The 25699-nt window shown below is 68.6% G+C and carries 19 protein-coding genes and 1 pseudogene; 5 read left to right on the forward strand and 15 right to left on the reverse strand.

What is annotated here, in order from left to right; genetic code table 11:
• A partial coding sequence (locus tag ABIS05_RS06120) for a TIM-barrel domain-containing protein (protein ID WP_348009192.1) occupies nt 1-671 on the forward strand: 671 nt, incomplete at its 5' end.
• Nucleotides 672-728: 57 nt separating this feature from the next.
• Here the strand turns inward: ABIS05_RS06120 and ABIS05_RS06125 are convergent.
• The 8 genes from ABIS05_RS06125 to ABIS05_RS06160 all read right to left on the reverse strand — a co-directional run bounded on the left by ABIS05_RS06125 (nt 729) and on the right by ABIS05_RS06160 (nt 13086).
• Nucleotides 729-866 carry a hypothetical protein gene (locus tag ABIS05_RS06125; RefSeq protein ID WP_348063226.1) on the reverse strand — a complete coding sequence of 46 codons (138 nt, stop codon included), beginning with the start codon at nt 864-866 and terminating at the stop codon, nt 729-731.
• Between the two features lie 154 nt (nt 867-1020).
• Nucleotides 1021-2829: a glycoside hydrolase family 9 protein gene (locus ABIS05_RS06130; protein WP_348009193.1), complete on the reverse strand. Its 1809-nt coding sequence runs from the start codon at nt 2827-2829 to the stop codon at nt 1021-1023.
• Nucleotides 2830-2842: 13 nt separating this feature from the next.
• Nucleotides 2843-5551: a polysaccharide deacetylase family protein gene (locus tag ABIS05_RS06135; protein ID WP_348009194.1), complete on the reverse strand. Its 2709-nt coding sequence runs from the start codon at nt 5549-5551 to the stop codon at nt 2843-2845.
• Complete coding sequence (galA, locus tag ABIS05_RS06140) at nt 5548-8397, reverse strand: beta-galactosidase GalA (RefSeq protein WP_348009195.1); 2850 nt, start codon at nt 8395-8397, stop codon at nt 5548-5550. The genes ABIS05_RS06135 and galA overlap by 4 nt, the downstream gene beginning before the upstream one ends.
• Nucleotides 8398-8515: 118 nt before the next feature.
• A complete protein-coding gene (locus tag ABIS05_RS06145) occupies nt 8516-9277 on the reverse strand; it encodes a PEP-CTERM sorting domain-containing protein (protein WP_348009196.1) in 762 nt (253 codons plus the stop codon).
• Nucleotides 9278-9550: 273 nt separating this feature from the next.
• Nucleotides 9551-10876 (reverse strand): FAD-binding oxidoreductase, encoded by a 1326-nt coding sequence (locus ABIS05_RS06150; protein ID WP_348009197.1) that lies wholly within the window; start codon nt 10874-10876, stop codon nt 9551-9553.
• A gap of 21 nt (nt 10877-10897) precedes the next feature.
• Nucleotides 10898-11617: a cupin domain-containing protein gene (locus ABIS05_RS06155; RefSeq protein ID WP_348009198.1), complete on the reverse strand. Its 720-nt coding sequence runs from the start codon at nt 11615-11617 to the stop codon at nt 10898-10900.
• Nucleotides 11614-13086: an aldehyde dehydrogenase family protein gene (locus ABIS05_RS06160; protein WP_348009199.1), complete on the reverse strand. Its 1473-nt coding sequence runs from the start codon at nt 13084-13086 to the stop codon at nt 11614-11616. The genes ABIS05_RS06155 and ABIS05_RS06160 overlap by 4 nt, the downstream gene beginning before the upstream one ends.
• A 180-nt stretch (nt 13087-13266) precedes the next feature.
• Between ABIS05_RS06160 and ABIS05_RS06165 the strand changes: the two genes are divergently transcribed.
• Nucleotides 13267-14463, forward strand: coding sequence for a M20 aminoacylase family protein (locus tag ABIS05_RS06165; RefSeq protein WP_348009200.1), 1197 nt, complete (start codon nt 13267-13269; stop codon nt 14461-14463).
• A gap of 151 nt (nt 14464-14614) precedes the next feature.
• Here the strand turns inward: ABIS05_RS06165 and ABIS05_RS06170 are convergent, their stop codons facing one another.
• Nucleotides 14615-15736, reverse strand: a complete 1122-nt coding sequence (locus ABIS05_RS06170; RefSeq protein WP_348009201.1) for a hypothetical protein — start codon at nt 15734-15736, stop codon at nt 14615-14617.
• 95 nt (nt 15737-15831) lie between these two features.
• A complete protein-coding gene (locus ABIS05_RS06175; protein ID WP_348009202.1) occupies nt 15832-16521 on the reverse strand; it encodes an FRG domain-containing protein in 690 nt (229 codons plus the stop codon).
• 314 nt (nt 16522-16835) lie between these two features.
• On the opposite strand from ABIS05_RS06175, the pseudogene ABIS05_RS06180 reads away from it, so the two are divergent.
• The 3 genes and pseudogenes from ABIS05_RS06180 to ABIS05_RS06190 all read left to right on the forward strand — a co-directional run.
• Nucleotides 16836-17255 (forward strand): annotated as a pseudogene (locus ABIS05_RS06180) (M20/M25/M40 family metallo-hydrolase); the annotation flags it as partial.
• 300 nt (nt 17256-17555) lie between these two features.
• Nucleotides 17556-18938 carry an NAD-dependent succinate-semialdehyde dehydrogenase gene (locus ABIS05_RS06185; RefSeq protein ID WP_348009209.1) on the forward strand — a complete coding sequence of 461 codons (1383 nt, stop codon included), beginning with the start codon at nt 17556-17558 and terminating at the stop codon, nt 18936-18938.
• Nucleotides 18939-18968: 30 nt separating this feature from the next.
• The gene (locus ABIS05_RS06190) at nt 18969-20003 is read left to right on the forward strand and encodes a zinc-dependent alcohol dehydrogenase (protein ID WP_348009203.1); all 1035 of its coding nucleotides are present in this window, start codon (nt 18969-18971) and stop codon (nt 20001-20003) included.
• 163 nt (nt 20004-20166) lie between these two features.
• Here ABIS05_RS06190 and ABIS05_RS06195 read toward each other — a convergent pair whose 3' ends face one another.
• The 5 genes from ABIS05_RS06195 to ABIS05_RS06215 form a co-directional block, all read right to left on the reverse strand.
• Nucleotides 20167-21129, reverse strand: a complete 963-nt coding sequence (locus ABIS05_RS06195; RefSeq protein ID WP_348009204.1) for a porin — start codon at nt 21127-21129, stop codon at nt 20167-20169.
• A gap of 370 nt (nt 21130-21499) precedes the next feature.
• Nucleotides 21500-21994, reverse strand: coding sequence for an Lrp/AsnC family transcriptional regulator (locus ABIS05_RS06200; protein WP_348009205.1), 495 nt, complete (start codon nt 21992-21994; stop codon nt 21500-21502).
• A 41-nt stretch (nt 21995-22035) separates the two neighbouring features.
• Nucleotides 22036-23472 carry an aminotransferase class III-fold pyridoxal phosphate-dependent enzyme gene (locus ABIS05_RS06205; protein WP_348009206.1) on the reverse strand — a complete coding sequence of 479 codons (1437 nt, stop codon included), beginning with the start codon at nt 23470-23472 and terminating at the stop codon, nt 22036-22038.
• Nucleotides 23473-23610: 138 nt separating this feature from the next.
• Nucleotides 23611-24540: a glyoxylate/hydroxypyruvate reductase A gene (locus ABIS05_RS06210; protein ID WP_348009207.1), complete on the reverse strand. Its 930-nt coding sequence runs from the start codon at nt 24538-24540 to the stop codon at nt 23611-23613.
• A 7-nt stretch (nt 24541-24547) separates the two neighbouring features.
• Nucleotides 24548-25435, reverse strand: coding sequence for a GNAT family N-acetyltransferase (locus ABIS05_RS06215; protein WP_348009208.1), 888 nt, complete (start codon nt 25433-25435; stop codon nt 24548-24550).
• Nucleotides 25436-25699: the final 264 nt, after the last annotated feature.

Genomic DNA, 25699 nt, shown 5'->3' on the forward strand with positions numbered 1-25699 from the left:
CGCACAGCCGCCTGCACGGCAGCAGCAGCTACCGGGTGCCATGGCTCGTGGACGAAGAAAGCTGCGACGTGCTGCGCGCCTTCACGCAGCTCAAGCATCAGCTCATGCCCTATCTCTACGCCAAGGCTCACGAGGCGACCGAGACGGGCGTGCCGCTGATGCGCGCGATGCTCATCGAGCATCCGCACGACCCGGCCTGCGCGCCGCTGGACCGGCAGTACCAGCTCGGCGAAAGCCTGCTGGTGGCACCCGTGTTCACCGAGAACGGCGAGGTGGACTTCTACCTGCCCGAGGGCAAGTGGACGCATCTGCTGAGCGGCGACAAGAAGCAGGGCGGCCGCTGGCATCGCGAGACGCACGGTTACTTAAGCCTGCCGCTGTACGCGGCGCCTAACAGCGTCATCGCTTGGGGTGCCGAGACCGAGAAGCCGGACTACGACTACGCCAGCGGCACCGTGCTGCGCGTGTTCGAGCTGGACGACGGCCAAAGCGCGGGCTTCACGGTCGTGGGCCTGGACGGCAGCGTCGCGGCTCGCGGCACGGTCGGCCGCAAGGGCGGGCAGTACACGGCGCAGGTCACCGAGGGCGCGCTGCGCAATTGGGGCCTGGACGTGGACGGCAAGCGCAGCCCGCTGCTGGCTAAAGGGGCATCGTTGAGCTGGGGCGCCTAACTGACCGATTAGCCGGTGGGCGTCCAGGTGGCCCGCCGGCTCATTGAGCCTCGCGACTCAACAGCCCGATGTCTTCAGGGTGATCGTCGGATCGCTTCCCGCCGAGACGGCTTCACGGTATTGCACGCTGCAGTTCGCTGGGTCGGTTGCGGCGTTCAAGCGCCACTCGGTGATCTGTCCGGTGGAAATCGACACGTTGAAGCCGCTAGCGTTCAATGCGACATCGATCTCGTTTGTCCCGACAGAGCCCGCGGCATCGGGCCAGCAATTACCTCGCCCGCAACGACGGCAAATCCCCGGCCTGCTCGCCCGCGCGAGCGCCGAGGGATGCGCTTGCAGTCCCTTGAGTTCAAGGCGCAGGGGTCAAGGCACTCAGCGCCGCGGACACGTAGACCAGTGGCGCGTTCCAGTTGATTGCGATCTCGTTGGTCGTGTAGCTGCAGAGGTCGTCCAGATAGGCTTTGGCCGGCGCCTGCGAAGGGTAGGGCGCCTTGCAGTCGTCGCCCCGGCCGGGGTGGGGCCCGCCGACGATCATGCCCGGCACGGGCGGCAGTTGCGGCATGGCGCCCGAGGGGCGGTGATGCGGGTGCAGCGGCGAGCGCGTGCCGAAACCGGTGACCATGGCATAGCCGGTCGGGTGGCGGCCCAGCACAAAGTCCAGCGCGGCTTGGGCGGCGTCCAGCTTGCGGCGGTCGCCATCGAGGCGGTAGCCCTGGATCAGCATCAGCGCCTGGTTCAGCGCGACGGCGTTGCTGCCCCAGATGAAGTCTTGCGTCCGCATGCCCACGCGGTAGGGTGAGCGCTCCCAGCGCGTCACGATGTCGTTGGCCAGAGCCAGGATGTGGCCTTCGATCAGCGGTCGGTCCGCCTTGGGGCCGAGGGTGGCGCGGTGCTGGGCGAGGCTGACCCAGGCCAGCGCTTCGACGGTCGCCCAGCCAGGCACCTCGGGCTTGGCCGCAGGCGCCCGCATGGCCTGCCAGAAGCGGTCGTCGTGCGTCGTGATGTAGAGCTCGGCAGCGGCCCAGTTGAACTCGTCGTCGAGCTTGTCATCGTCATAGCCGCCGGTGTGGATGTCGGCCGGCTGGCGGTAGATGACCTTGGGGTTGGCCTGAGCCCAGTCCCAGGCGCGCCGGGACGCGGCCAGCATGCGTGCCGACAGGCCCGGCCGCTGCGACTCGAAGGCGGCGAACACGCGGCTGGCCTGGGCCATCGCGGCGGCGAAGTCGAGTGTGGCGGCGGTCGTCTTCATGACCACATAACGGTCATGTCGGGCGGCATGCGGCATGACGATGCCGTCGAAGCCCTTGTCGGTGAGCTTGTGATAGACGCCGCCGTCGGCGGGGTCTTGCATGGCGAGCATCCACTCCAGGTTCCACAGCGCCTCGTCGAGGACGTCGGGCAAACCGTTGCCGCTCTCGGGGATGTTGAGGTTCTGTGCCTTGAAGAAGGCCGGGTAATGCTCCCAGGCGGCCAGCAGCGTGTAGACCGTGATGCCGGAGTTGACGATGTACTTGTTGTAGTCGCCCGCGTCGTACCAGCCCTTGGGCGCGGAGATGACCGTGCCCTCGGGTCGGCCCGGGCCGGCGGCCGAGGCATGCACCAGCACGTGATCATCCGGATGGCCTTCAGGCCGCTCCCAGGTCCCGGCGTGGGCTGCGTCCAGCGCGATGCTGGCGCGGTTGAAGTAGAAGAACTTGAGCGCCGCCGCGTTCAGCGCGGTGTAGGCATCGGCCGCGATGACGAAAGGCGCGGACGGCGGCACGCCGGCCACCTGCAGGCGGTAGCGCCCCGGCGCGCGCAGCGCCGAGAAGTCGGCCAGACGCACCGCCTCTTGCGCCGGCTCCCAGTGCTGCGCGGCGCCCAACGGGCCGCGGAAGACCTCGCGGCCGCTGGCGGCGTCGACGAGGGTGAAGAACTCGGCCTTCACGTCGCGCAGTACCGCCCATTTGCTGCCCCCCGGCAGATAGCCGACCTGGTTGAGCTGGATGGCGGCGGTGTCGGGCGCGGCTGGCGTTGCCTTTGCTGCCAAGACGGGAGGCTGCGCTGTCGGAGTGGCCAGGGGAGCCTGGCTGCAGGATTGCAGGGCCAGCAGCAAGGGCAGCAGCGCGAAGCGCGCCGTGGTGCGGGTGAGAGCGGGGTTCATCAAGCGGACGGTCATGGGGTCGGAAGGGTCAGGGTTTTGATTCGGGCCATTGCAGGTGCACCAGGCGCCAGCCCTCTTGTTTGAGGCGGCGCAGCAGCAGGGGCAGGGCGGCGGCGGTCTGGTCCTGCACGTCGTGCAGCAGCACGATGCCGCCACCCTTCTCGCGCAGGCCCTTCAGCAGGCGTTCGGCCATGGCCTCGGGTGTCTGGCCCTGCACCCAGTCTTCGATGCCGACGTCGGCCGACAGCACGGTCACCTTCTGCTGGGCCAGGGCCTCGCGCAGCGCCGGCGTCTCGGCCAGGTAAGGGAAGCGCCAGGCCGCCGGCTCGCCGCCGGTCACGTAGCGGTGCGTCTTCTGCATGCCCTCCAGGTCGGCGAGCTGCTCCTTGGCGGGCAGTTCGCCGAAGGCCGAATGTTTGTAGCCGTGCATCGCCACCGTGTGGCCTTCGGCGCGCACGCGCTGGGCCAGCGCCGCGTGCTGGCTCATCGGCTCGCCGTTCATGAAGAAGGTGGCCTTGGCGCACTCGGCCTTCAGCGCCTGCAGCACGCGCACGGTCGTGCCGGGCTTGGGACCGTCGTCGAAGGTCAGCACGAACTCGTTCGGCGCCAGCGGCAGCCGCGCGTACGGGGCACCGTAGGCGGCGCCTTCGCGTGGCAACTGCAGCACGCGCTGCGTGCCCAGCGCGTCGGCGTTGCAGCCTTCGATCTGCCATTCGACGTGGTCGGTGCTGCCGCGATCGTCGCGCACCTGCAGCGTGGCGGGGCCGGCGGCCAGCTCGACGGCGGGCCAGACGGCGATGCGGTCGACCACATCCACCGTGCCCACGGTTTTGCCGTTGACCTCCAACGTGGCCTTCGCCGCGTTGCTGTAGGCCTTGATGTCCACCTTGCCCGCAGGCCGGGTGGCCAGGCGCTTGCTGGTGAGGTGCAGCACCGGTTTGGGCTGCCACCAGGCGCGCATCAGGTGATAGGCATCCTTGAGCCTGCTGCGGTCGTAGGTGACGAGGCCCTTGTCGTTGCGGCCGGTGGTGTCGCCCTCGTGGCGGTTGGCAGCGGCATGGTCAAAGGCCAACCAGATGAAGGTGCCCCACATGAAGGGCCGCTTGGCGATCTCGGCGGCATAGGTCTCGTGGAACAGCGCCTGGTATTGCTCGGGGTGCCAGCGGCCGCCGGGTTCGGGGCGGCGCGGCGGGTCTTCCTGCTGCACGGCGCTGGCGCCGGCGCCGTATTCGCCCAGGCCGATGGGCTTGCCCGGCAGCTTGGCGTGCAGCTTGTCGGCCCAGGGGCCGATGTCCTTGAACTGGCCGTCGTACCAGCCCCAGTAGCGGTTGTAGGAAGCCAGGTCGGTCTGCAGCGCCATCGGGTGATCGTCCGGCGCGCAGCAGTGGGCGTAGGTGGTCAGGCGCGAGGGGTCTTCCTGCTTGGCCAGTGCATGCAGGTCGGCCAGCAGGGCGCGCACGGGTTCGTCGCTGCGGTAGACCTCGTTGCCCACGCCCCAGACGGCCACCGAGGCATGGTGGCGGTTCTGCCGCACCAGCTCGCGCAGCTGGGCGTAGAGGTTGTCGCCGAAGGCCGGCGTCTCCTCCATCGCCGAGTTCAGCGGGATCTCGGTCCACAGCACCAGCCCCAGCTCGTCCGCACGCTCGTAGGTGTAGGGCGGATGCTGGTAGTGCACCAGGCGCAGGGCGGTCAGGCCCAGGTCCATCAGGATGCGCAGGTCCTCGTCGATCTCGGCCTTGCCCACGGCCACGCCGCGCCCCGGGCGGCCGGCATGGAAGTAGTTGACGCCGTGCAGCGGGTAGGGCTTGCCGTTGAGCAGGAAGCCGCGCTCAGGGTCGACCGCGAACTGGCGCAGGCCTAGCGGCAGCTGCACCGTGTCGGCCACCTGGCGGCCGTCCAGCAGTTCGGCGCTCAGGCGATACAGATAGGGGTCCTGCACGCCTTGCCACAGCCGGGGCTTGGGGACGGTCAGCATGGCGCTGGCGGTTTGGGCGCCGGCCGGCAGGCGCAGACGCTCGACGTGCTCCGCGACGCTGCGGCCCTGGGCATCGCGCAGCGTCAGGCGCAGCTGGCGCTCGGCGGGCTGCTGGCCGTCGTTGCGCAACTCCACCTGCACGGTCAGTCGCGCGCTGTCCGGCGCTAACGCGGTGTCCACGCGCACGCCGGGGCCGCCATGGTCCAGCAGCTCGATGTGGGCGTCGGGTGTCTCGATGAGGCGCACCGGGCGGATCAACCCGCCGAAGACGGTGAAGTCGCCGCCCAGCGGCGCGACATGCGGCAGCTTGGCGTTGTCCACACGCACGGCCAGCACATTGCGGCCGGGTTGCAGCAGCGGGGTGATGTCCAGCCGGAAGCGCGCATAGCCGCCTTCGTGGCGGCCGGCATGGCGGCCGTTGACCCACACATCAGCAGCCAGCGTCGCGCCGTCGAACTCCAGGAAGCGGCGTGTCTCGCCGCCCGGCTTGATGTCGAGCACGCGCCGGTACCAGCCCGCGCCGCGGTAGGGCGTGCCGCCGGTCTCGCCGTCGGGCACGTTCCAGGTGTGCGGCAGCGTCACCGTCGCCCAGCTGCCATCGTCGTAGCCGGGCTCAGCGGCGCCGGCAACGTCGCTGCGGTTGAACTGCCAGTGGCCGTCCAGCGGCGTGACGGTGCGCTCGGCCTGGGCGACGCCCAGCGTGGTCAACAGCAGGGCCAGGGCGGCGCTGCGCAAGGTCTCTTGCCATTTCAGCCAGTTCATCGAGGAGAGGCTTCCATCCAGACGCGGCCGGTGAGGCCGGAGGGTTGATTGGGTTCGGCGCGCACCAGCACCGTCAGCGTGCGCCAGCCGGCGCCGGCAGCCAGCGGCAGGCTCAGCGGCGCGGCGGCGGGCGAGGTCTTCTCGCCGATCTTCGTGCCGTCGACCCAGACCTCGGCCTGGCCGGTGATCTCGCCGAACACCAGCCGGCCGTGGCCGTCGTTGCGGTCGGCGCGCAGGCGCATGGAGGCGCGGTAGGCACGCCAGGCGTTCGCCTCGGCCGGCTGCTTGATGGGCGCTTCGCCCCAGCCCCAGCTGTTCATGTCGGTCTCGGCCAGCACCTGGTTGGGATCGGGTCGCTCGGCTTGCGGCGGCGAGATGCGCCAGCCGCTGACGCGGTTGACGGCCTCGGCGGCGGCCACGGCCGGCACTTGCGCTGTGGCCTGCACGTCCAGCACCAGTTCGGCCGGCTGCATGCCTGGGGCGCTGGCGCGCAGCGTCAGCGGGCCCTTGCCCTCGCGGCGGCTTTGCAGGATGACCTGGGCCAGGCCGTTGAACAGCGCGCGCTCCGGTGCCTTGGAGGATTCGTGCGAGTTCGGGTCGCCATTGCCGACGCCGATGAGGCTGCCGGCGCCGCTGACCTCGAACTTGACAGGCAGGTTGGCAGTCGGCACCGGCAGCCCTTGGGCATCGACGGCGCTGACCGTCACGGGCAGGGCGTCGCGGCCGTCGCCGGCCAGGGCCTGGCGGTCGGGTGTCAGCACGAGGCGGGCCGGCTCGCCGCTGGTCTGTACCACGTCGCGGCCGAGCTCGCGGGCGCCGTCCAGCGCCACGGCCTCCAGCTTGCCGGGTGCGAACGGCACGTCGAAGCTGACCATGTCGTAGCGGTCCACCTCGCGCTCGCCGACGGCCTGGCCGTTCAGTAGCAGGCGCACGCGCGGCGCATTGCTGGCCACCATCACCTTCACCGGCTTGCCTTCGCTACCGGCCCAGTTCCAGTGCGGCAGCACCTTGATGACGGTGCGGTCCTTCACCCAGTGCGCCTGGCGGATGTAGAACGCCGCCTTGGGGAAGCCGCAGAGGTCGATGGCGCCGAAGAAGGCGCTGGCGCTGGGCCATTCGAAGGGCGTGGGCTCGCCGTGGTAGTCGAAGCCGCTCCACACGAAGGTGCCGGCGATGAAGGGCCGCTCGGCGATCTGGCGCCAGCCTTCGCGGTGGGTCTGGCCCCAGGAGGAGGGCTCGTCGTCGTAGCTGCCCAGCACCTGCGCCTTGTGGTCGCTCTGCCAGGCGCCGCGGGTCATGTAGGCGGCCGTGTCCTCGGTGCTGGTCACGGCGCGCTTGGGGTGCTCGCGGTGGTAGCGGTCATAGCCTCCGACCTGGTAGTTGATGCCCACCACGTCCATCACCTGCGATGCATTGCGCTCGCTGAAGATGCCGTCGTGCATGCCGCCGGTGACCGGGCGCGTCGGGTCCAGCTTCTTGACCACCGCCACCATGCGGCGCGCGATCTCGCGGCCCTGCGCGCTGCCCTGCAGCGGCTCTTCGTTGAACAGCGACCACAGGATGACGCTGGGCCGGTTGCGGTCGCGCCGCACCAGCCATTCCAATTGGGCGAGGGTGTCGGGGCTGGCGTTGAAGTTGCGGTTCTCGCTCATCACCAGCAGGCCGAGGCGGTCGGTCAGGTCCATGACCTCGGGCGCCACCGCGTTGTGGGCGAAGCGCACCGCGTTGACGCCCATCTCCTTCAGGCGGCGCAGGCGGAACTCCCAGATCGCCGTCGGCACGGCCACGCCGACGCCGGCATGGTCCTGGTGGATGCACACGCCTTGCAGCTTGAGCGCCTCGCCGTTCAGGAAGAAGCCCTTGTCGGCATCGAAGCGCAGCGTGCGAAAACCCGTCTTCAGGCTCGTGGCGTCGATCTCGCGCACCGGGCCGCTGCCGGCATGGCGCAGCACGGCCTTCACCTGATAGAGATCGGGCGACTGCGGCGACCACAGTTTGGGCGCGGGCACGGCCAGTTCCAGCCTGGCCGTGGCGTTGTCGAGGGCGGCCACGCGCACCCGCGTCGAGCCTTGGGCGACGGCTGCGCCGTCCGGCCCGGTCACGAGCAGCTCGACCACCGCGTCACGCAGCGCTTCGCCGGTGTTCTGCACCTCCACCTCCACCGGCAGCAGCCAGCGGCCTTTGCGTTGCACCGGGTTGGCGTGCAGGCCGTCGGTGACGATGTGCAGCGCGTCGCGCTTGACCAGCCAGGTGTGGCGGTAGATGCCGGCGCCTTCGTACCACCAGCCCTCCTGCACCTCGGCGTCCACGCGCACGGCGATGTTGTTCACGTCCTCGCCGTAGCGCACATAGGGCGTGATGTCGATGGCGCGGCCGTTGTAGCCGGAGAAGTTGCGGTTGACGGCGATGCCGTTGACCCAGACGGTGGAGTGCGTGGCGATGCCGTCGAACTGCAGCTCGATGTGGCGGCCACGGTCGGACTCGGGCAGCTGCAGGTAACGCCGGTACCAGCCGAAGCCGCGCGCCCGGTAGCCCTGCGAGGCGTTCTCGTTGCGGTCCAGCGGGTTCTCGATGGCCCAGTCATGCGGCAGGTCCAGCCGGCGCCAGCCGGAGTCGTCGAACTCCGGCGACGCCGCGCCCGCCGCGCCACCGGCCTTGGCCTGGTGATAGCTCGCGCCGTGGCCCTTGATGGGCGGCGTCTTGACGTCGCCAGCATGGAACAGCCAGCCCGCGTCCAGCGACAGGCGCTCGCGGCCGGCGGCCTGGGCCGTGCTGACCGACAGCGAGAGCGACAGCAGCAGCAACGCGCTGGCCAGCCGGTGGAAGAGGGAGGCGGCGCGGGTCATGGACAGGGCCCTTGAGAATCGGTTGACGTGAAAAAACCAAAGCGCACGGTCTCTTTCGAGGCCGCGCGACCGGGTTGTGCGGGCAGGGCCGGGGCCGCTGCCGGATGGGTGCGAAGTTTCAGCCTTTGCGGCGGCGGCGCACCGCAGCGGCTGCTCCCAGGCTCGCCAGGCAGAGCATGGCGGAGGTCGGCTCCGGCAGGGCCTGGACCGACGCGGACAGGCCGATGCGCATCCAGGTCCAGGCGCCGTCGCTGCTGTCGTTGGTCCAGCTGGCGCTGAGGACGGAGGGGCCGGTGTAGCCAGGCAGCGACTGGTCGACGAAGGCCTCGGCAAAGCTCATCGGCACGCAGTTGACCAGGGCGTCGGCGGCGTTTGAGAAGTCTGCGCCGCAAAGCTCAATGCTGGCGTTGGCCTGCGAGGTGCCCGTGCCGCTGGCATAGATGTCCGCCAGCTTGGCGCTCACCGTGATCGTCGTGCCGCTGCCGACCAGCACCTTGCCGTCGTAGACCTTGGAGAAGGCCCAGACCGACTCGCGGTTGGTGGCCGCGGCATTGGCGAAAGCCGTCATGCCGTCGAAATCCCCGGAGGTCGCCGCCGTCGTGCCGGCCGTTGCCGCACCGTGGTAGTCCGACACCGAAGCCGTCATCGCATTGCCGTGCCAGCCGCTCTTGCTGTCGCTGGTGGCCGGGTCATCCAGCCCGGCCACTGCGCCGGCCGTGGGCTCTAGCCAGCTGACGTCCTTGAAAATCACGTCCCACCACTGGCCGCCCGACGCGGCAACTTTGATATCCGTGAGGACCACCCCGGCAACGTCGGCCGCAGCCAACTGGGATGCGGCGATCAGCGCCGCAGCGGCGGCGTATTGAATAGTCTTGAGCATGAGGTCTCCGGTTGTGTTGGTTTTCACTTCGAGGGCTGAGCCAGGATCCGGCGCAGCGTCGTTTTGTGGTAATACCAGTGTCTCAAAATGAGAATTTGGTAATACCGGTGAAAACACTTAGACGCGTTGATTCGTAGGAGATGGGTTTTGCCGCTGGAAGCGGGTGCGCGGGCCGGACAGCACGGGTCAATTGGCCTATTGCTCGCGGGATCCGGGGCACGCCATACCTTCTTGGCTTGACCGCCCAGTGGATGCACGTATCGGGGAATCGCTCTAGAAATCGGCGACCTTACCCCAGGAGGACTGCTTGAACCGAGCGGGATTGAAAGACGCAGGGTCGAAGATCGGCTTTGCTCCGCTGGCCAGATCGGCGATCAAGTGGCCAGCACCCGGGCCGATGCCGAAGCCGTGACCGGAGAAGCCCGCCGCCAGGATGAAGCCGGGCAGTTCCGCCACTTCGCCGATGCCGGGGACGCCGTCCGGCGTGCTGTCGATGTAGCCCGCCCAGGTGCTGGTGACGGGGGCCCGGGCCAGGTCGGGCAACAGGTCGACGGCACGGCGGCGGGTCTCACGAACACCCGCCGGGTCGGGCTTGGGGTCGAGGATGCGCACGCGTTCCATCGGCGTGGGCGCATCGAGCCGCCACCGCGTGACGGATTCATGGCCGCCCCGGAGCCCTTCGAGGCCGCCGGGCCACACGTTGCGCCAGCGCTTGGCGAACATCGGCAGGAACTGTGGCGCGAAGCGCATCAGCTGCGCCGTCGGGTCGACGCGCCCGCGCCCGCTGATGGCCAGCGTGTAGCTGCCGTCGCTGCGGCGGGTGATGGCCACGCCAGCGGTGAACAGGGTGTCCGGCAGGCCAGCCGCCATTGGCGACACGTGCACGATGGACTGCCGGATCGTCGCTTGCGGAAAGCGGATGCCGAGCTGGCGGCAGAACGAGGATGCCCACGCGCCGCCCGCCATCACGGCGATGCCGGTCTTGATGGTCCCCGCTTCGGTGACGACGCCGCTGACCCGGCCGCCTTCGCGCTCGATGCCGCGCGCGGCGCAGTTCTGGTGGACGCTGCCGCCGAGCTTGAGGATCGCGGCGGCCACCGCGGGCGCCGCTTTCGACGGATCGGCCGTGCCATCGCTGGGCGAGAAGACACCGCCCTTCCACGCGCGGCCGGTCGCCCGGCCGCGCTCGGTGGCCTCGGCGCCGCTGAGCATGTGCGTGGTCACGCCCGCGGTCCTGGCGAAGTCGCGCCAGCTGGCCCAGCGGGAAATCTCTGCCTCGTCATTGCTGAGATAGAACAAGCCGCAGCGGCGAAAGCCGGTGTCTTCGCCGGTCTCGGCGGCAAACTTCTCCCAGAGGTCGATGCTCTTGGTGGCCATCGGCAGCTCGCGCGCGTCGCGGTTCTGCTGGCGGCACCAGCCCCAGTTGCGGCTCGACTGCTCGGCGCCGATGCGGCCCTTTTCAACCACCGCGACCGACAGCCCGCGCCGGGCCAGGTAGTAGGCGGTGAACACGCCGATGATCCCGCCGCCGATGACGACGACGTCGGCACTGGCCGGCAGGGTGGGCGAAGTCTCGACGAGGCGAAGTGGCTGGCTCATGGCTGGATTCCCGATGTCGTTTCAGGCCGGCACGGTTTGCACGACGTAGAACTTGGCGACGCGCTCGCTGCTCTCCCAGCCGACCGGCGCGCCCTGCGGCACGAAGAGTGCGTCGCCGGCTTGCGCCGACAGCACGCTGCCGTCGGGCGCGGCGAATCGAACGCCGCCAGCCAGCAGGTGCATGAACTCGTTGAGAGGGTGGGCGCGCACGATGCGGTGGTAGGGCGTTGAGTCCCAGGTGCCGGCCTTGTACTGCGACTGCTCGTCGGTGAAGACGTTGTCGCTGCGGCAGGCCGGGGTGGGGCCGAGCAGGGTTTGCGGCGGCGGCGGGTTGGACGGCTTGAAGTCGGCATCGGCACGCAGCGGCGTGATGCCGGGGGCGAGTGCGCCGTCGCATGCGGCCGCGCAGGTCACGAAGCGCACGCCGGCCGGGGCCGCGATGTGCAGCGCCGTGCTGCGGGCGATGACGGCGCCCGACCCGGGGCCGACCACCAGCGGCGCCGCGCCGGCCGCCGTCAGCGTCAGCGTGCCCTCCACGACGACGAGTGTCTCGGTGTGCGGAAAGCTCGCCACGCTGAGCTCGCCGGTGAAGTTGACCCGTCCGGCGATCATCGAGCCCGGGCCTTCCCATGCGACCTCCCGATGCGCCGCGAACGGGTCATCCTTGCCGAAGGCGGCCTGGCGGAAGGCGGTGGACAGGGGGGCACCGTCGGCGCGGTGCAGCAACAGGGCTGCGGTCATGCTTGTTCCTCGTTCATGTCGCCAAGAATGGCTTTGGTTTCCAGGTATTCCTGCAGGCCTTCGACGCCGTACTCGCGGCCGTTGCCGGAGCGCTTGTAGCCGCCAAAGGGCGCGTGCGGGTTCCAGGCCTGGTGGTTGATGTGCACCTGACCGGCGCGGATGCGCGCCGCGACGGCGCGCGCGGCGCCGAGGTCCCGGCCCTGCACATGGGCGCCCAGGCCATAGACCGTGTCGTTAGCGATGGCCACGGCCTCGTCCAAGCTGTCGTAGGGGATGACGGCCAGCACCGGCCCGAAGATTTCCTCCTGCGCGATGCTCATCTGCGTGTTCACGTCCGAAAAGACGGTCGGGCGCGCGTAGAAGCCGCGCTCCAGCCCTGGTGGCCGGCCTAGGCCGCCGCAGACGAGGCGGGCGCCATCGGCGATGCCGGCCTCGATCATCTGCTGCACGCGGTTGAACTGTGCGCGGTTGGCGACCGGGCCGTGCGTGCTCTGCGTCGAGCGCGGGTCGCCCACGACGAGGGCCGCTACTGCCGCCGCGGCGAGTTGTTCCACCTCGGCCAGGCGCTCGCGCGGCACGATCATGCGGGTCGGCGCGCTGCAGGACTGACCGACGTTGCGAAAGGCCGCAGCGACACCCATCGGCACGGCGCGGGCGAAGTCCGCATCCGGCAGCATGAGGTTGGGCGACTTGCCGCCCAGCTCCTGCGCAACCCGCTTCACGGTCGGCGCGGCGGCCTGCGCCACCAACACGCCGGCACGCGTCGAACCGGTGATCGAGATCATGTCCACGTCCGGGTGGGCCGACAGCGCCGCACCCACGTCCGGCCCGTCGCCGTTCACCAGGTTGAACACTCCAGCAGGCGCGCCGGCATCGCGCATCACCTCGGCAAAGAGCAGCGCGCTCAAGGGCGACAGCTCGCTGGGCTTGAGCACCACGGTGCAGCCCGCTGCCAGCGCCGGGCCGACCTTGGCGGTGATCTGGTAGAGCGGCCAGTTCCACGGCGTGATCAGGCCGCAGACGCCGATCGGTTCGCGGACGATGGCGACACCCTCCCGGCGGGTGACAAAGGGATAGCTGCCCGCGAGGTCTCGGGCCACGCGAATGTGCTCCGCAGCAACGGGCACCTGCGTGCTGCGCGCGACGCTGATGGCGGCGCCCATCTCCAGCGAGATTGCCTGCGCAAACAACTCGGCGCGCTCCAGGATCAGGCCGTGCACACGGTCGAGCAACGCCGCCCGACGGTCGGCGGAACTCACGGACCAGGTGGCGAAGGCACGCCGGGCCGCAGCCACGGCGGTGTCGACGTCCTGCGCGTTCCCCAGTGCGATCTCTGCGACGGCCTGCTCCGTCGACGGGTCGATGACGGCACTTCTCGCCCGGCCCACCGGCAGCCGCCACTCGCCGTCGATGAAGACGCGGTCCAGGCAACCGGCATTGGCGAGGTGCTCAACGATGGGGAAGTTCATGCAGCGGAGTCCTTGTAGAAGCCGGAGGGAAGTAGACCGCCTGGGCGGCATGAAGGGGTTTGGGATGCGCGCCCGCCTTTGCAAGAATGTTTCGTAATGGCCCTGCAGAACGGCGAACGCTGCGGTTTGCGCACGGCTGATCGAGACCCCGCGCCGGGGCGCTGAACCTAAGCTTCAGCGATGCTTGATGAACAACATCCCACCTTGCGCCCGCGCGGCGAACCCGGGCCCGACGTGGTCACGGACCTGCTGCCCGAACTGGTCGCCCTGCGGCGCGACCTGCATGCCCACCCCGAGCTGGCGTTCAAGGAACAACGCACCGCCGGCATCGTCGCGGCGGCGCTGCGCCTGCTCGGCCTTGACGTGCATGAAGGCCTGGGCGGCACCGGCGTCGTCGGCACGCTGCGGCACGGCAACAGTGGCCGCAGCGTCGGCCTGCGCGCCGACATGGACGCGCTGCCGATGGCCGAGCAGTCACGCCTGGGCCATGCCAGCCGCCATGCCGGCGTGCACCACGGCTGCGGCCATGACGGCCACACCGCCATGCTGCTCGGCGCCGCGCGGCAACTGGCGCGCACGCGTCGGTTTGACGGCACCGTGCACTTCATCTTCCAGCCGGCCGAGGAAGGGCAGGGCGGCGCACGCGTGATGGTGGAGCAGGGCCTGTTCGAGCGCTTCCCCTGCGACGCGGTCTACGCGCTGCACAACTGGCCCGACCTGCCGCTGGGCCAGGCGCAGACGCGGCCCGGCCCCATCATGGCCGCGGCGGACCGCTTCGACATCGTGCTGCGCGGCCGCGGTGGCCACGCCGCGCAGCCGCAGCACACGCCCGACGCGCTGCTGGCCGCGAGCCAGCTGGTCGTGCAGCTCAACACCATCGTCTCGCGCCGCATCGACCCGGCCGCCTCGGCGGTGCTGTCGGTCACCCGGCTCGAAGGCGGCCAGAGCCACAACGTGCTGCCGGCCGAAGCCCGCATCACCGGCACGGTGCGCAGCTTCGACGCCGCGGTGCAGGACCGCGTCGAGACCGCGCTGCGCGACGCGGCAGCGGGCGTGGCGCTGATGCATGGCATTGCGGTCGACGTGACCTACACGCGCTACTACCCGTCCACCATCAACACACCGGCCGAGGCCGCGCTGGCGCTTGCCGCAGCGGCCGATGCCGGTCTCGACGCAGCCGAGGCGCTGCGGCCCGCCTTCACCAGCGAGGACTTCGCCTTCATGCTGCGCGAGCGGCCGGGCGCCTACCTGTGGCTGGGGCAGGGCGGCGAAAGGCCGTTGCACCATCCCTGCTATGACTTCAATGACGAGGCGCTGCCCTACGGTGTGCGGTGGTTCTGCGCGGTGGTGGAGCGGGAGCTGCGGGCGGAGGGGTGATCTTTGGCAATGCTGGAGATCGGCCTTCGGCTACGCCCCATGCGCCAACGGCTGCTGCCGCCTGGAGCGCTGGGAACGCCTCCTCGACTGGCTTTGAACAATCTGAGCGGCTAGCGTCAGGCTGAACTGGCCGCAGCCATCCCACGGGCGGCTAGCCTTTTTCACTCCATCTGCGGATCGCGAGCTCGCCATGAGCAATGGTTTCCTGCTTTGCTGCCGCCGCCTTTCGGCGCTTCTCGTCCATGTGCGGCAGGTCGATATCCAGGGCGATTTGCCTGAGCTTGTCAGCGATGGCCATTGCCTCCTTGTCAGTCCACCATTCGGACAAGATGTCCAGAATTGCATTCCGATGCGGCCCATCGCCGCCAAAGGACAATGCCATTCGGGCGATCAGACGAGCACGCCGATCCAGACTCGCGTAGATGAACCGCTTGGGTCCTCCTGCGGCCTTGTTGACCATGGCGTTGAGCGTGCCGAGATAGAGAGCATCCCATGCGGCGTTCTTCGCACCAGCGATCGCACGCTCTCGATCAGGGGAGCGCAGCCCCTTCATCAAACCGGCTTTCGGCGCGTTGATCGGGCCGAAGAAGACGCACGCCATCGTCGCCACTTGCCCGGCGAAGAAATATTCGCGATGCAGCCATTCGAGCAGCGCCATGTTCTTCTCGAACGGAGTCCCCTGGTGGAATAGCTCAATCTCGGCCACCTTCAACACAGCGCCGTAGCTGGTGCTCCAGTCCCGAAGCCTCCTCGTCAAGTCATGGGATTCGGCCTCGCGCGGTTCGCCGGGTTGACTCAGTTGGTCGCGCCTGCCCAGCGCGACTTCGAGCCAATCGAACTTGTCGCCATGGTCGGCTGCGCGGAACCAACAGAGTTCTTCGAGCGCGGCTTCATTCCCCTCCTGCGGAGCCAGCTCGTGGAACGCGATACCTGGCTCCATCATGATGTCGAAGAAATGAGCGAATGCCGTGATCGCCGCAATGATTTGAGCGTTCTTGCCAATCGCCTCGCCTCTGGCGATTTGCGCCATCCGGGAGGCGATGTTGCGATCGGGCAGGATGACCGTTTCGACCTCTTCGAATTGAAGCGACCAAACTTGGCCGGCCAAGCTGTAAAGCCCGAAGCCGTTTGGCTCGAAGGCCGGGACGAACGGATCGACCTCGGCCAGCAAGGAACAGATCTGCTCGATGTCTTCGACTGGAAAGCCGGCTGGCAGCCGGATGGCCGCTTCAAGGTTCTCATCGGTGTCAAGGTGGGAAGGAAAGGTGCTCATACGAAAATGCTAGCCAAGCCTGACGAAAACCCCACTACGGCCGAATTTCGCAGGTGATCGCAATCCTCCTGCAAACTTGAAACCACCCGGCCAATCTAGAGCCGATGCTTCCAGTTCAGGTGCTGGCATAGCCCCGCAAGGTCGGGATAGATGGTTTTGGCGCTGATCCCATGCCTGTCCAACGCGGCTAACAACACCTGCCGGTACTTGGCCGGCACGTGATACTCGTGCAGATGCTCCTTGATCTTCGGATTCTTCTCAAGCGCCACAAACGTCTTGTTCTTCTCAGCGTATCGATGGAGGGTGAACCAGCCCTGCTGCGCGACGATGCGTGAGTTGTTCAGTCGAGGTTGAAACACCTTGGTCGCGGCGCGCGAAAACGGATCTTGCTTGTAGACATCTTTGGTAAGAAGGCTGTCGGCTTCTAGGGCATACACATACACGTCCCCTTCAGCCTTGTCAGCGCATGCGAACCAAAGCGCGACCAGTGGGTTGCCGGTCCAGTCCAGCAGGCGCGTTTTCAGCCCGAAGTGCTGAGCCAACACCAACAAGTCCAAGTCATTTGGCTCAACGCCGCTGAGAAACGACGCACCTTGAAGCCGTAGCTGCTCAAGCACGCTACGCTCATGTTCCGTGGTGTCCATCGTTTGATCGGCTCGCGCGACGCTGGGAAGCAGGTTCCCTTGCGTCGCCTGCCCTCGGAACACGACGAGGTCGACCAGCAGATCGAAGACGTCGGTCGCTTGGACAAACGATACGAACGATTCAATTGCAGTCTGGCGCATGCCGTCATTTTCACTGCGATTTCTACGAAAACCGCTATCAATGGATCCCACGATCAATATCGAATTCGAGACGCTACAGGCGCTCAGGCTCGCACCGGCCATTGCAGCCCGTGCCGCACAACTCACCGCGCGACTCACCGCGCGACTCGCAGCGCCCGGGCCCGGCATGCGCCTCGCGCGCGTGACCGAATCGCAGCGAGACTGCTTCACGCCGCATGACTGCCACTCCGAGCATCAGGCCCGCGCATTGCTCCAGCCCCGCTGCCTATGCGTAGATCGCGGCTTTGCAAACCCCCGTCGTTGGCCCAACGGTGCCATCGATCCAAGCCGGGATCACCGGTGCCGAGCGCAGTTTCGACGCGGCAGTGCAAGACCGCATCGAGGCCGCGCTGCGCGACGCGGCAGCGGGCGTGGCGCTGATGCATGGCATTGCGGTCGACGTGACCTACACGCGCTATTACCCGTCCACCATCAACACACCGGCCGAGGCCGCGCTGGCGCTGGCGGCGGCGGCCGATGCCGGTCTCGAAGCAGCCGAGGCGCCGCGGCCCGCCTTCACCAGCGAGGACTTCGCCTTCATGCTGCGCGAGCGGCCGGGTGCCTACCTGTGGCTGGGGCAGGGCGGCGAAAGGCCGTTGCACTATCCCTGCTATGACTTCAATGACGAGGCGCTGCCCTACGGTGTGCGGTGGTTCTGCGCGGTCGTGCAGCGGGGGCTTCGCACCGGGGCGTGATCTTCGGCAGGCTGGCGTGGCGGGCTTTTGCGGCGGCGCCTGCGTCGAGAGCGAGGCGGCCGCTTTCGACCAGTGATCGGCCCGTTGCAGTCCTTCGAATCACGCATTCAGCCTTGGCGGCCTCGATCTGCGCGTAGCCCGGCACCTGCATGCGGCCCGCCTTCGCTTCGTGCGTTGCCGAACAGACCTTCAGCGCTCCGGCGCGCACCGTGCCCGGATCGGCCTCTCGCGGCCCGGTTCACCGCCCCTGTTGTGCGGGGCCTTGCCGCAGGTCGCAATCCATTGAACAAGGACCTGTCGATGACCTACCAAAGCGTCAACCCCAACACCGGTAAGACCGTGAAGAGCTTCGAGCATCTCAGCAGCGCTGCGCTCGAACAGTCGCTCGCCACCGCCGAGGCCTGTTTCCAGACCTGGAAGCACACGAGCTACGCCGAGCGCGCCGCCATCGTCGCCAAGGCCGCAGCACTGCTGCACGCGCATGTCGACGACTACGCCAAGCTGGCGACGCTGGAGATGGGCAAGCGCATCGACGAGGTCCGCGGCGAAGTGCAGTTCAGCGCCGACATCCTGGCCTACTACGCCAAGAACGCCGAGGCCTTTCTGGCGCCGACGAAGCTGCATCCGAAGGTTGGTGAAGCCCACGTGGAGAGCAGCCCTTTCGGTGTCCTGTTCTGCGTCGAGCCCTGGAACTTCCCCTTTTACCAACTCGCCCGCGTCGCCGGCCCGCAGCTGATGGCGGGCAATGTGCTGGTGGTCAAGCACGCCGGCTGCGTACCGCAATGCGCGATCGCATTCGAGAAGCTCCTGCTCGATGCGGGTGCGCCCGCGGGCGCCTACACCAACCTGCTGATCTCGCACGAGCAGGCGAACCGTGTCGTGGACGACCCCCGCATCAAGGGCGTCGCCCTGACCGGCAGCGTCGCGGCCGGCAGGAGCATCGCGGCCCGGGCCGGGCAAAACCTCAAGAAGTCGTCGATGGAGCTCGGCGGCAGCGACGCATTCATCGTGCTCGAAGACGCCGATCTCGCGAAGACGATTCCCTGGGCCGTGTGGGGGCGGATGTACAACGGCGGCCAGACCTGTTGCGCCGCCAAGCGATTCATCGTTCTGGATTCGATCGCCGACAAGTTCCTCGAGCAGTTCACGGCAGCCCTGTCCAAGCTGAACGTGGGCGACCCCATGATTGAAACCACCACCCACGGCCCGCTGTCGTCCGAGGGCGCGTTGCTGCAACTGGTCAAGCAGGTCGACAGCGCAGTGGCCCACGGTGCCACGCTGGTGATCGGCGGCAAGCGCATCGACCGGCCGGGTTCGTTTATGCAGACGACCATCCTGACCGACATCGCGAAGGACAACCCGGCGTTCCGCGACGAGTTCTTCGGCCCGGTGGTCTCGTTCTTCCGTGTCAAGGATGAAGACGAGGCCATCGCCCTCGCCAACGATTCCGACTTCGGCCTCGGCGGTTCGGTGTGGACGAAGGACGTGGCGCGCGGCAAGCGCGTGGCGAGCCGCGTGGACACCGGGATGATGTTCATCAACAACATCGACTGGAGCGACGCCGAACTGCCTTTCGGCGGCATCAAGGACTCGGGCTACGGCCGCGAGCTCGGCAACATGGGCATCCAGGAGTTCGTCAACAAGAAGCTCATCCGCACCGCCCACCTTGATGCGCCGGCCTGAGTTTCACATTCCCACCCCAAGGAGTCAGACATGACACGTCAGATGCAAGCCGCCGTCGTCGAGCAATTCGGCAAGCCGTTGAAGCTGCGGGAGGTGGACGTGCCGACCGCTGGACCGGGACAGATCCTCGTCAAGACCGAGGCCTGTGGCGTGTGCCACACCGACCTGCATGCGGCCAAGGGCGACTGGCCGGTCAAGCCCACGCTGCCCTTCATCCCCGGGCACGAAGGCATCGGCCGCGTCGTGGCGCTCGGCGCCGGCGTCACGGCCGTGAAGGAAGGCGACCGCGTCGGCGTGCCATGGCTGTACTCGGCCTGCGGCCACTGCGAACACTGCCTCGCGGCGTGGGAGACGGTGTGCGCGCAAGCGCAGTTTGGCGGCTATACGAAGAACGGCGGCTTTGCCGACTACATCGTCGCCGACCCGAACTACGTGGCCCACGTGCCTGCCGGTTTGACAGCCCGCGACGCCGCACCGCTCATCTGCGCCGGCGTCACCAGCTACAAGGGCATCAAGGAAACCGCAGCGAAGCCGGGCCAATGGATCGTCGTCTCCGGTATCGGTGGCCTGGGGCATCTGGCGGTGCAGTACGCCAAGGCCATGGGACTGCACGTCTGCGCGGTCGACATCGACGATGGCAAGCTCGCGCATGCAAAGCTGCTGGGTGCCGATGCGGTCGTCAACGCGAAGACCGGCGACCCGGTGCAGGCCGTGAAGACGGCGACCGACGGAGGCGCCCACGGCGTGCTGATCACCGCGCCTTCGCTGGCGGCCTTCAAGCAAGGTGTCGGCATGACGCGCAAGCGCGGCACCTGCGTGCTGGTCGGCCTGCCGCCGGGCGAGTTCCCGACGCCGCTGTTCGACGTGGTGGCCAACTGCATCACGATCCGCGGCTCGTTCGTCGGCACCCGTCATGACATGGCCGAAGCCCTGGCCTTTGCGGCCGAGGGCAAGGTGAAGGCCGACAGCGAACTGCAGCCACTCTCGGCCATCAACAACGTGTTCGAGCGGCTTGAGCACGGTGACGTGCCCTCGCGCGTGGTGCTCGATTTCACCGGTGCTTGATTCGAACCCCCGGCTGCTTCATGGCGAGAACTCGTAGACCAGATGTCGCGCCCGTCGCTCGACGAGATCTGCGACGAGATCTGCGACGAGGACTGGCGGCGGACCCGGGCGGTGCGCCTTTGCCGCAGCGCAACCGCGACGGGCGGCCGCCACCGCAGCCCGGTCAGAACGAGTGCGTCAACCCCACGCCGTAGACCTCTTTCGTGCCCGTGCCCAGGATGCGCTTGGAGGCCAGGTCTGCGTACACCGTGGTGCGCTTGGACAGGCTGTAGCCGGCGCTGGCCGACACCATCTCGCGCCGCTTCACGCCGTCGACGTCGGCCTTGCCCCAGCCGGCCTTCAGCGTCGTGGCGCCCATCACATAGACGGCGCCCAGCGTCGCCACCTTGGCCTTGGAGCCAGCCAGGGTCTCGCTGACGTTGACCATGCCCATCAGCGACAGCATGCCGAAGGCGGCGCGCACGCCCACCGATGTCTCCGTCGCGCCGGCGCTGTTCTTGCCGCTGCCCAGCATCATGCGCAGCTTGCCGTCGTTGTAGAGCAGCGTGGCAGCGCGCGTCTTGGCGACCGCGCCTGCGGGCGACTCGGGGGAGGCGCTGACGTGCAGCGACACGTTGGAGAACTTGGGCGAGTCGTAGAACACCGCGTTGGCGATGCGGCCGGAGCCGCCGCCGACCGGGTCGGCGGAGTAGTTCCAGTGCCACAGGTCCCAGGCGGGCGAGACGATGCGGTCGTAGTTGCTCCAGGCGTCGAAGGCCCAGTCCTGGTCCTGGATCGCATCGAGCGCACGGCCCAGGCGCAGGGCACCGAAGCCGCCCTTGATGCCCACGGTCGACTCGCCGTGCCAGAAGGGCTTGGAGGTTCCGCCCTCGGGCGTGCCGGTGTCGGCGTCGAAACGGTGGCGCAGCCGGAAGGTGGCGGCCAGGCCGCCGCCGAGGTCTTCGGTGCCGGCGAACTGCAGGTGGCTGCGCTGGATGGTGCCGACGTTCTTGACGCCGGCCGTGTCGCGGAACACGCCCATGTCGATGCTGCCGCTGATCGTGACGTTGGATTGCGCGCTGGCGACGCCGGCGCAAAGCGCGGCGCCAGCGGCGGCGAGAAGACGGAGGTGGGTGAAAGCTGTCATCGGATTCCCTCTTGTAGGTTGCTTGTCGTCTGGGCGACGAGGGGCTGCTGCGCCGGACCCGTTGCCGCACCGATCGGTGCCAGGGCATTCGAGCATCGGCACCTTGGCGACACGCCGCGTTGTGGCCGCCTGCGGCGACACAAACTGCGGTTATGAAGGGCTGCGGCAGCGTGGTCTGCGCCGATGCGGAAACCACGCATCGGGCAGGTGGTTGCTGCGGTTGAGAAGGCCGCTGTCGGCAGCGTCTGCTGCGTCATCACGACGCGGCGGGGCAGGTCAGGCAGCTTGTGTCAGCGGTGTGAAGCAGGGCCGCTGGGCATCATGCAACACGCCCGCGCGAAGCGGGCCTGCTCGGTCGGCGCGCGCGCAATCAGCGCGTTTCCTGGAACAGCTTCTCGATCGCGCAATGCGTCTTGATGAACGGCGACTTGATGACGATGTAGCTGAAGTATTTCTCGATGCCGATGTTGCGTTCGAGCAGCCCCTCGATGACCTGCTGGTAGTGGTTCACACCCCGGGTCATGAAGCGCAGCAGGTAGTCGTAGCCGCCGCTGACGAGATGACACTCGAGGATCTCGTCGACATCGCGGATGGCGCTCTCGAAGCGGATGAAGTCCTCGCGGTGGTGGTCGGTCAGCGTCACTTCGGTGAATACCGTCAGCGTGTCGCCCAGCTTCTCCAGGCGCAGGTGGGCGCCGTAGCCGCTGATGTAGCCGGCCTGCTCCAGCCGCTTGACGCGGATGAGGCAGGGGCTGGGCGACAGGCCGACCGCATCGGCCAGGTCGACGTTGGTGATGCGGCCGTTCTTCTGCAGATGGGCCAGGATGCGGAGGTCCAACCGGTCGAGCTTGAGGGCTTCTGCCATGGTGTTCTGAAAGCGTGTTGGACGATGCGCGATTGTGTGGCTCAGCCAACCATCGCCGCGCGAACATCGGGCGCCGCCAGCGCGTCATCCAGCACACGGCGCAGGCGCACGAACAGCTCGTCGAGTTCGACTTCGGTGATCGTCAGTGCGGGCGCAAAACCGAGCACATGGTCACCGAAGCTGCGGAACACGAGGCCGTGCTGGTAGCCCAGCGCGAACAGCCGGTCCGCCAGGCCCAGCGCCGGATCGAAGGCGCGCTTGCTGGCCTTGTCGCTGACCAGCTCGAGCGCGCCGAGCAGGCCGATGTGGCGCACGTCGCCCACCAACGGGTGCGAGCGCAAGGCCTCCAGCCCGGCGACAAAGCGCGCGGCAACCCGCTGCGCATTCGCGAGGACGCCGCCCTCCTGGTACAGCCGGATCACCTCCAGCGCCACCGCAGCGGCCACCGGATGCGCCGAGTAGGTCGCGCCGTGGCCGATGGGCTGGCCAGCGGGCGCACCGTCGGCAATGCCGGCGTAGACCCGCTCGGACATCATCGTCGCGCCCATCGGCACATAGCCCGAGGTCAGGCCCTTGGCCAGCGTCATCAGGTCGGGCTGCACGCCCTCGGCGAGGCACGCGAACATCGGCCCGGTGCGGCCAAAGCCGGTGATGACCTCGTCGACGACGAAGAGGATGTCCAGCTCGCGCGCCGCGTCGGCCATCGCCTTGAGCCAGCCGCGCGGCGGCACGATGACGCCGCCGGACCCCTGCACCGGTTCGCAGAAGAAGGCGGCGACGTTCTCCGCGCCCAGCTCGGCGACCTTGGCGCGCAGCGAGGCGACGGAGGCGGCGATCAAGGCCGCGGCGTCGCTGCCGTTTTCATGGCGGTAGGGGTTGGGCGAGGGGATATGGTGCTGCGTGGCGAGCGGCAGGTCGAAGCCGCGGTGGAAGACCGGCAGGGCGGTCAACCCGGCGCCGGTGGAGGACGAGCCGTGATAGCCGCGCTCCAGCGCGATGAAGTGCTTCTTGGCCGGCCGGCCGGTGTTGTTGTAGTACTGCACGATGAAGCGCACGGCGGCGTCGACCGAGTCCGAGCCGCCCAGCGTCAGGTAGGCGCGGGTCAGCGAGGCCGGCGTGATCTCGACCAGCTTGGCCGCCAGGCGGATGGCCGGCTCACTGGCGAAATGGAAGTAGCCGGTGGCGTAGGGCAGGCGGCGCATCTGCTCGACGGCAGCCTGCACGACGCTCTCCTGGCCGTAGCCGACGTTGACGCACCACAGGCCCGCGAAGGCGTCGAGCAGCTCGCGCCCCTGGTCGTCCTGCAGCCATACGCCGTGGCCCGAGCTCAGCACCATCGGGCCGCGCTCTTCGTGGCGGCGCCAGGGCGCAACCGGGTGGATGAGATGGGCCCGGTCCAGGCCGGCCAGCTCAGCGTGCGGGTCGGTCGTGATGGGGGCCTCGTTGGTGGCGGCTGGGGTGCGGGTGAGGGCGGTCATGGGCGGCGTCTCGCAGTGGATCGATGACGTAGCAGTTTGGGCGTTAGGGCGTGCCGGCGGGTGCTGCAATGGCCGTTCGATGCAGCGTCTTGCGCTGAACTTGCGGGCGCAGCGGCACAAGCTGCCGCTGCCCAGGGTTCAGTAGCCTTTGCTGCGATCCACCAGCCCCACCAGCGGCAGCCCCGCCTCGAAGCGCCGCAGGTTGTCCAGCACCACGGCGGCCGCCGTATCCGGCTGCGTCACGCTGGCGATGTGCGGCGTGATCTGCACGCGCGGATGGCGCCACAGCGGGTCGCCGGCCGGCAGGGGCTCGGGGTCGGTCACGTCGAGCACGGCCTCAGCCAGGCGGCCGTCGTCGAGGGCAGCGAGGAGATCGGCGCTCACCAGCTGCGGGCCGCGGCCCACATGCACGAGCCCGGCGCCGCGCGGCAGCGCATCGAACAGGGCGCTGTCGAGCAGGCCGCGCGTCGCATCGGTCAGCGGCAGCAGGCAGACGAGGATGTCGCTGCGGCGCAGGAAGTCGGCCCGCTCGGCCTCGCCGGCAAAGCACTGCACACCGTCGATGTGGCGCCGGCTGCGGCTCCAGCCGGCGCAGTCGAAGCCGAGGCCGCGCAAGGCCTGCAGTACCGCCTCGCCGAGTGAACCCAGCCCCAGCACGCTGACGCGGCACTGCGCCGCGGTGCGCACCTGCAGCGGCTGCCAGCGCGCTTCAGCCTGCAGGCGCCGGTAGGCCGGCCGGTCGCGGTGCAGGTCCAGCACGGCATGCAGCACGTACTCGACCATGCCCTGCACGATGCCGGGCTCGACCATGCGCACCAATTGCACCGAGGGCGGCAAGGTGGCCAGGTCGAACTGGTCCACGCCGGCACCGGTGGAGAACAGCAGCTTCAGGTTCGGGAAGCGCTCGGCCAGCTGCTCGGGCTGCTGCCAGGTGGCGAGGTAGTGCACCTGCGCCGGGTCGCCGGCCTCGGGCCAGAGCCGGAAGTCCAGCGCGGGCGCGTCGCGGCGGAACAGTTCGCCCCAGCGCCGGCCGCGGTCGGCGTCGGCCATGTAGAGGAAGGTGCTCATGACCGCCTCAGCCCAGGGCCTGCGTGACGATGGCGTAGCCCCTTGGCGCGCCGGGCGCGGTGGGCTGCGATGCGGGGCCGCGCTCCATCACCACCGGCGCATCGACGCGCAACAGGCCCATCGCCTCCAGCCATTCCGCCAGGCCGGCGTCGGCATCGATGTCGATGCGCGTGAACCGGCCCGCGTTCATGCCGGCCAGATGGGCGATGAGGGCCTTGGCGCCTTCTGCGTCGGGGGCGACCACCGGGCCGATGCTGTGGCCACGGCCGAAGCGGCGCAACAGGCCGAAGCCGCGCACCGTGCCGCCGTCGTCCAGCACGACGGTCGATTCCGCCTCGGCCAGCAACTCGTCCAGCAGAGCGTCGCGCGGCATGCCGCAGGCTTGGGCGTCGAGTGCCTTCAGCACCGGCGCATCCGAGGCGCCCGCGGGCCGCAGCCGCCAGCCGCTGTCCAGTGCCACCAGCGGTGCCGGCTGCGCAATGCCCTGGTGCTGGCGCAGCTCGCCCACGCGCACGAAGCCCAGGCGCTCATACAGGCCACGGCCTTCCAGCGTGGCATTGAGCCGCACACGGTGGCTGTCCAGCCCGTCGAGCAGCGTGCTCATCAACTTGTGGCCGATGCGTCGGCCTTGCTGCGCGGGCGCGACGATGACCAGGCCGATGGTCGCGTCCTGTGGCCCCCAGCGAAAGCGCAGGGCGGTGCCGACGACCGTGCCGTCCCGCTCGGCGACGACACCCTCGGCATGGCTGAAGGCCTGCTTCCAGTCGGTCGGGCGGTGGGGCCAGCGCAGCGCATCTGACAGCTCGTGTGCTGCCGGCAGGTCGGTGGCGAGCATCTTGCGCAGCCGCACGCCGTCGTCGGCGCTGGCTGCATTCGTATTGGTGGCGGCACCCATGTGACGGGTTCTCCTGAAGGGCAAGGGGTTGCCGATGTTGCGGCCTTTCGGGGCTGTCGCGCCAGCCCGGAAACCGTTGCCAGCGCAATTCGGCAGCTTGCGCTGCGGGTGCCTGGGCGCACGGCATTCGCTGCTGAAACGGCCTTGTCTACGCACGCTCGTTCCGCCGGCTCGTCCCTACCATCGCCGCCATTCCCCCACCACGCCGCTAGGCGGCTGTCGGGCTTTGGATCGGGTGCGCGTTGGGCCTGCAAGGGGGCTCAG

The sequence above is a fragment of the Roseateles sp. genome, assembly GCF_039929605.1.
In the GTDB taxonomy this organism is placed as follows: domain Bacteria; phylum Pseudomonadota; class Gammaproteobacteria; order Burkholderiales; family Burkholderiaceae_C; genus Pelomonas.

Excerpts from the sequence above, each read along its gene's own strand:
- ABIS05_RS06130 (WP_348009193.1), bottom strand. The coding sequence starts at position 2,829 with ATGACCGTCCGCTTGATGAACCCCGCTCTCACCCGCACCACGGCGCGC.
- ABIS05_RS06135 (WP_348009194.1), bottom strand. The coding sequence starts at position 5,551 with ATGAACTGGCTGAAATGGCAAGAGACCTTGCGCAGCGCCGCCCTGGCC.
- galA (WP_348009195.1), bottom strand. The coding sequence starts at position 8,397 with ATGACCCGCGCCGCCTCCCTCTTCCACCGGCTGGCCAGCGCGTTGCTG.
- ABIS05_RS06145 (WP_348009196.1), bottom strand. The coding sequence starts at position 9,277 with ATGCTCAAGACTATTCAATACGCCGCCGCTGCGGCGCTGATCGCCGCA.
- ABIS05_RS06150 (WP_348009197.1), bottom strand. The coding sequence starts at position 10,876 with ATGAGCCAGCCACTTCGCCTCGTCGAGACTTCGCCCACCCTGCCGGCC.
- ABIS05_RS06155 (WP_348009198.1), bottom strand. The coding sequence starts at position 11,617 with ATGACCGCAGCCCTGTTGCTGCACCGCGCCGACGGTGCCCCCCTGTCC.
- ABIS05_RS06160 (WP_348009199.1), bottom strand. The coding sequence starts at position 13,086 with ATGAACTTCCCCATCGTTGAGCACCTCGCCAATGCCGGTTGCCTGGAC.
- ABIS05_RS06165 (WP_348009200.1), top strand. The coding sequence starts at position 13,267 with ATGCTTGATGAACAACATCCCACCTTGCGCCCGCGCGGCGAACCCGGG.
- ABIS05_RS06170 (WP_348009201.1), bottom strand. The coding sequence starts at position 15,736 with ATGAGCACCTTTCCTTCCCACCTTGACACCGATGAGAACCTTGAAGCG.
- ABIS05_RS06175 (WP_348009202.1), bottom strand. The coding sequence starts at position 16,521 with ATGCGCCAGACTGCAATTGAATCGTTCGTATCGTTTGTCCAAGCGACC.
- ABIS05_RS06185 (WP_348009209.1), top strand. The coding sequence starts at position 17,556 with ATGACCTACCAAAGCGTCAACCCCAACACCGGTAAGACCGTGAAGAGC.
- ABIS05_RS06190 (WP_348009203.1), top strand. The coding sequence starts at position 18,969 with ATGACACGTCAGATGCAAGCCGCCGTCGTCGAGCAATTCGGCAAGCCG.
- ABIS05_RS06195 (WP_348009204.1), bottom strand. The coding sequence starts at position 21,129 with ATGACAGCTTTCACCCACCTCCGTCTTCTCGCCGCCGCTGGCGCCGCG.
- ABIS05_RS06200 (WP_348009205.1), bottom strand. The coding sequence starts at position 21,994 with ATGGCAGAAGCCCTCAAGCTCGACCGGTTGGACCTCCGCATCCTGGCC.
- ABIS05_RS06205 (WP_348009206.1), bottom strand. The coding sequence starts at position 23,472 with ATGACCGCCCTCACCCGCACCCCAGCCGCCACCAACGAGGCCCCCATC.
- ABIS05_RS06210 (WP_348009207.1), bottom strand. The coding sequence starts at position 24,540 with ATGAGCACCTTCCTCTACATGGCCGACGCCGACCGCGGCCGGCGCTGG.
- ABIS05_RS06215 (WP_348009208.1), bottom strand. The coding sequence starts at position 25,435 with ATGGGTGCCGCCACCAATACGAATGCAGCCAGCGCCGACGACGGCGTG.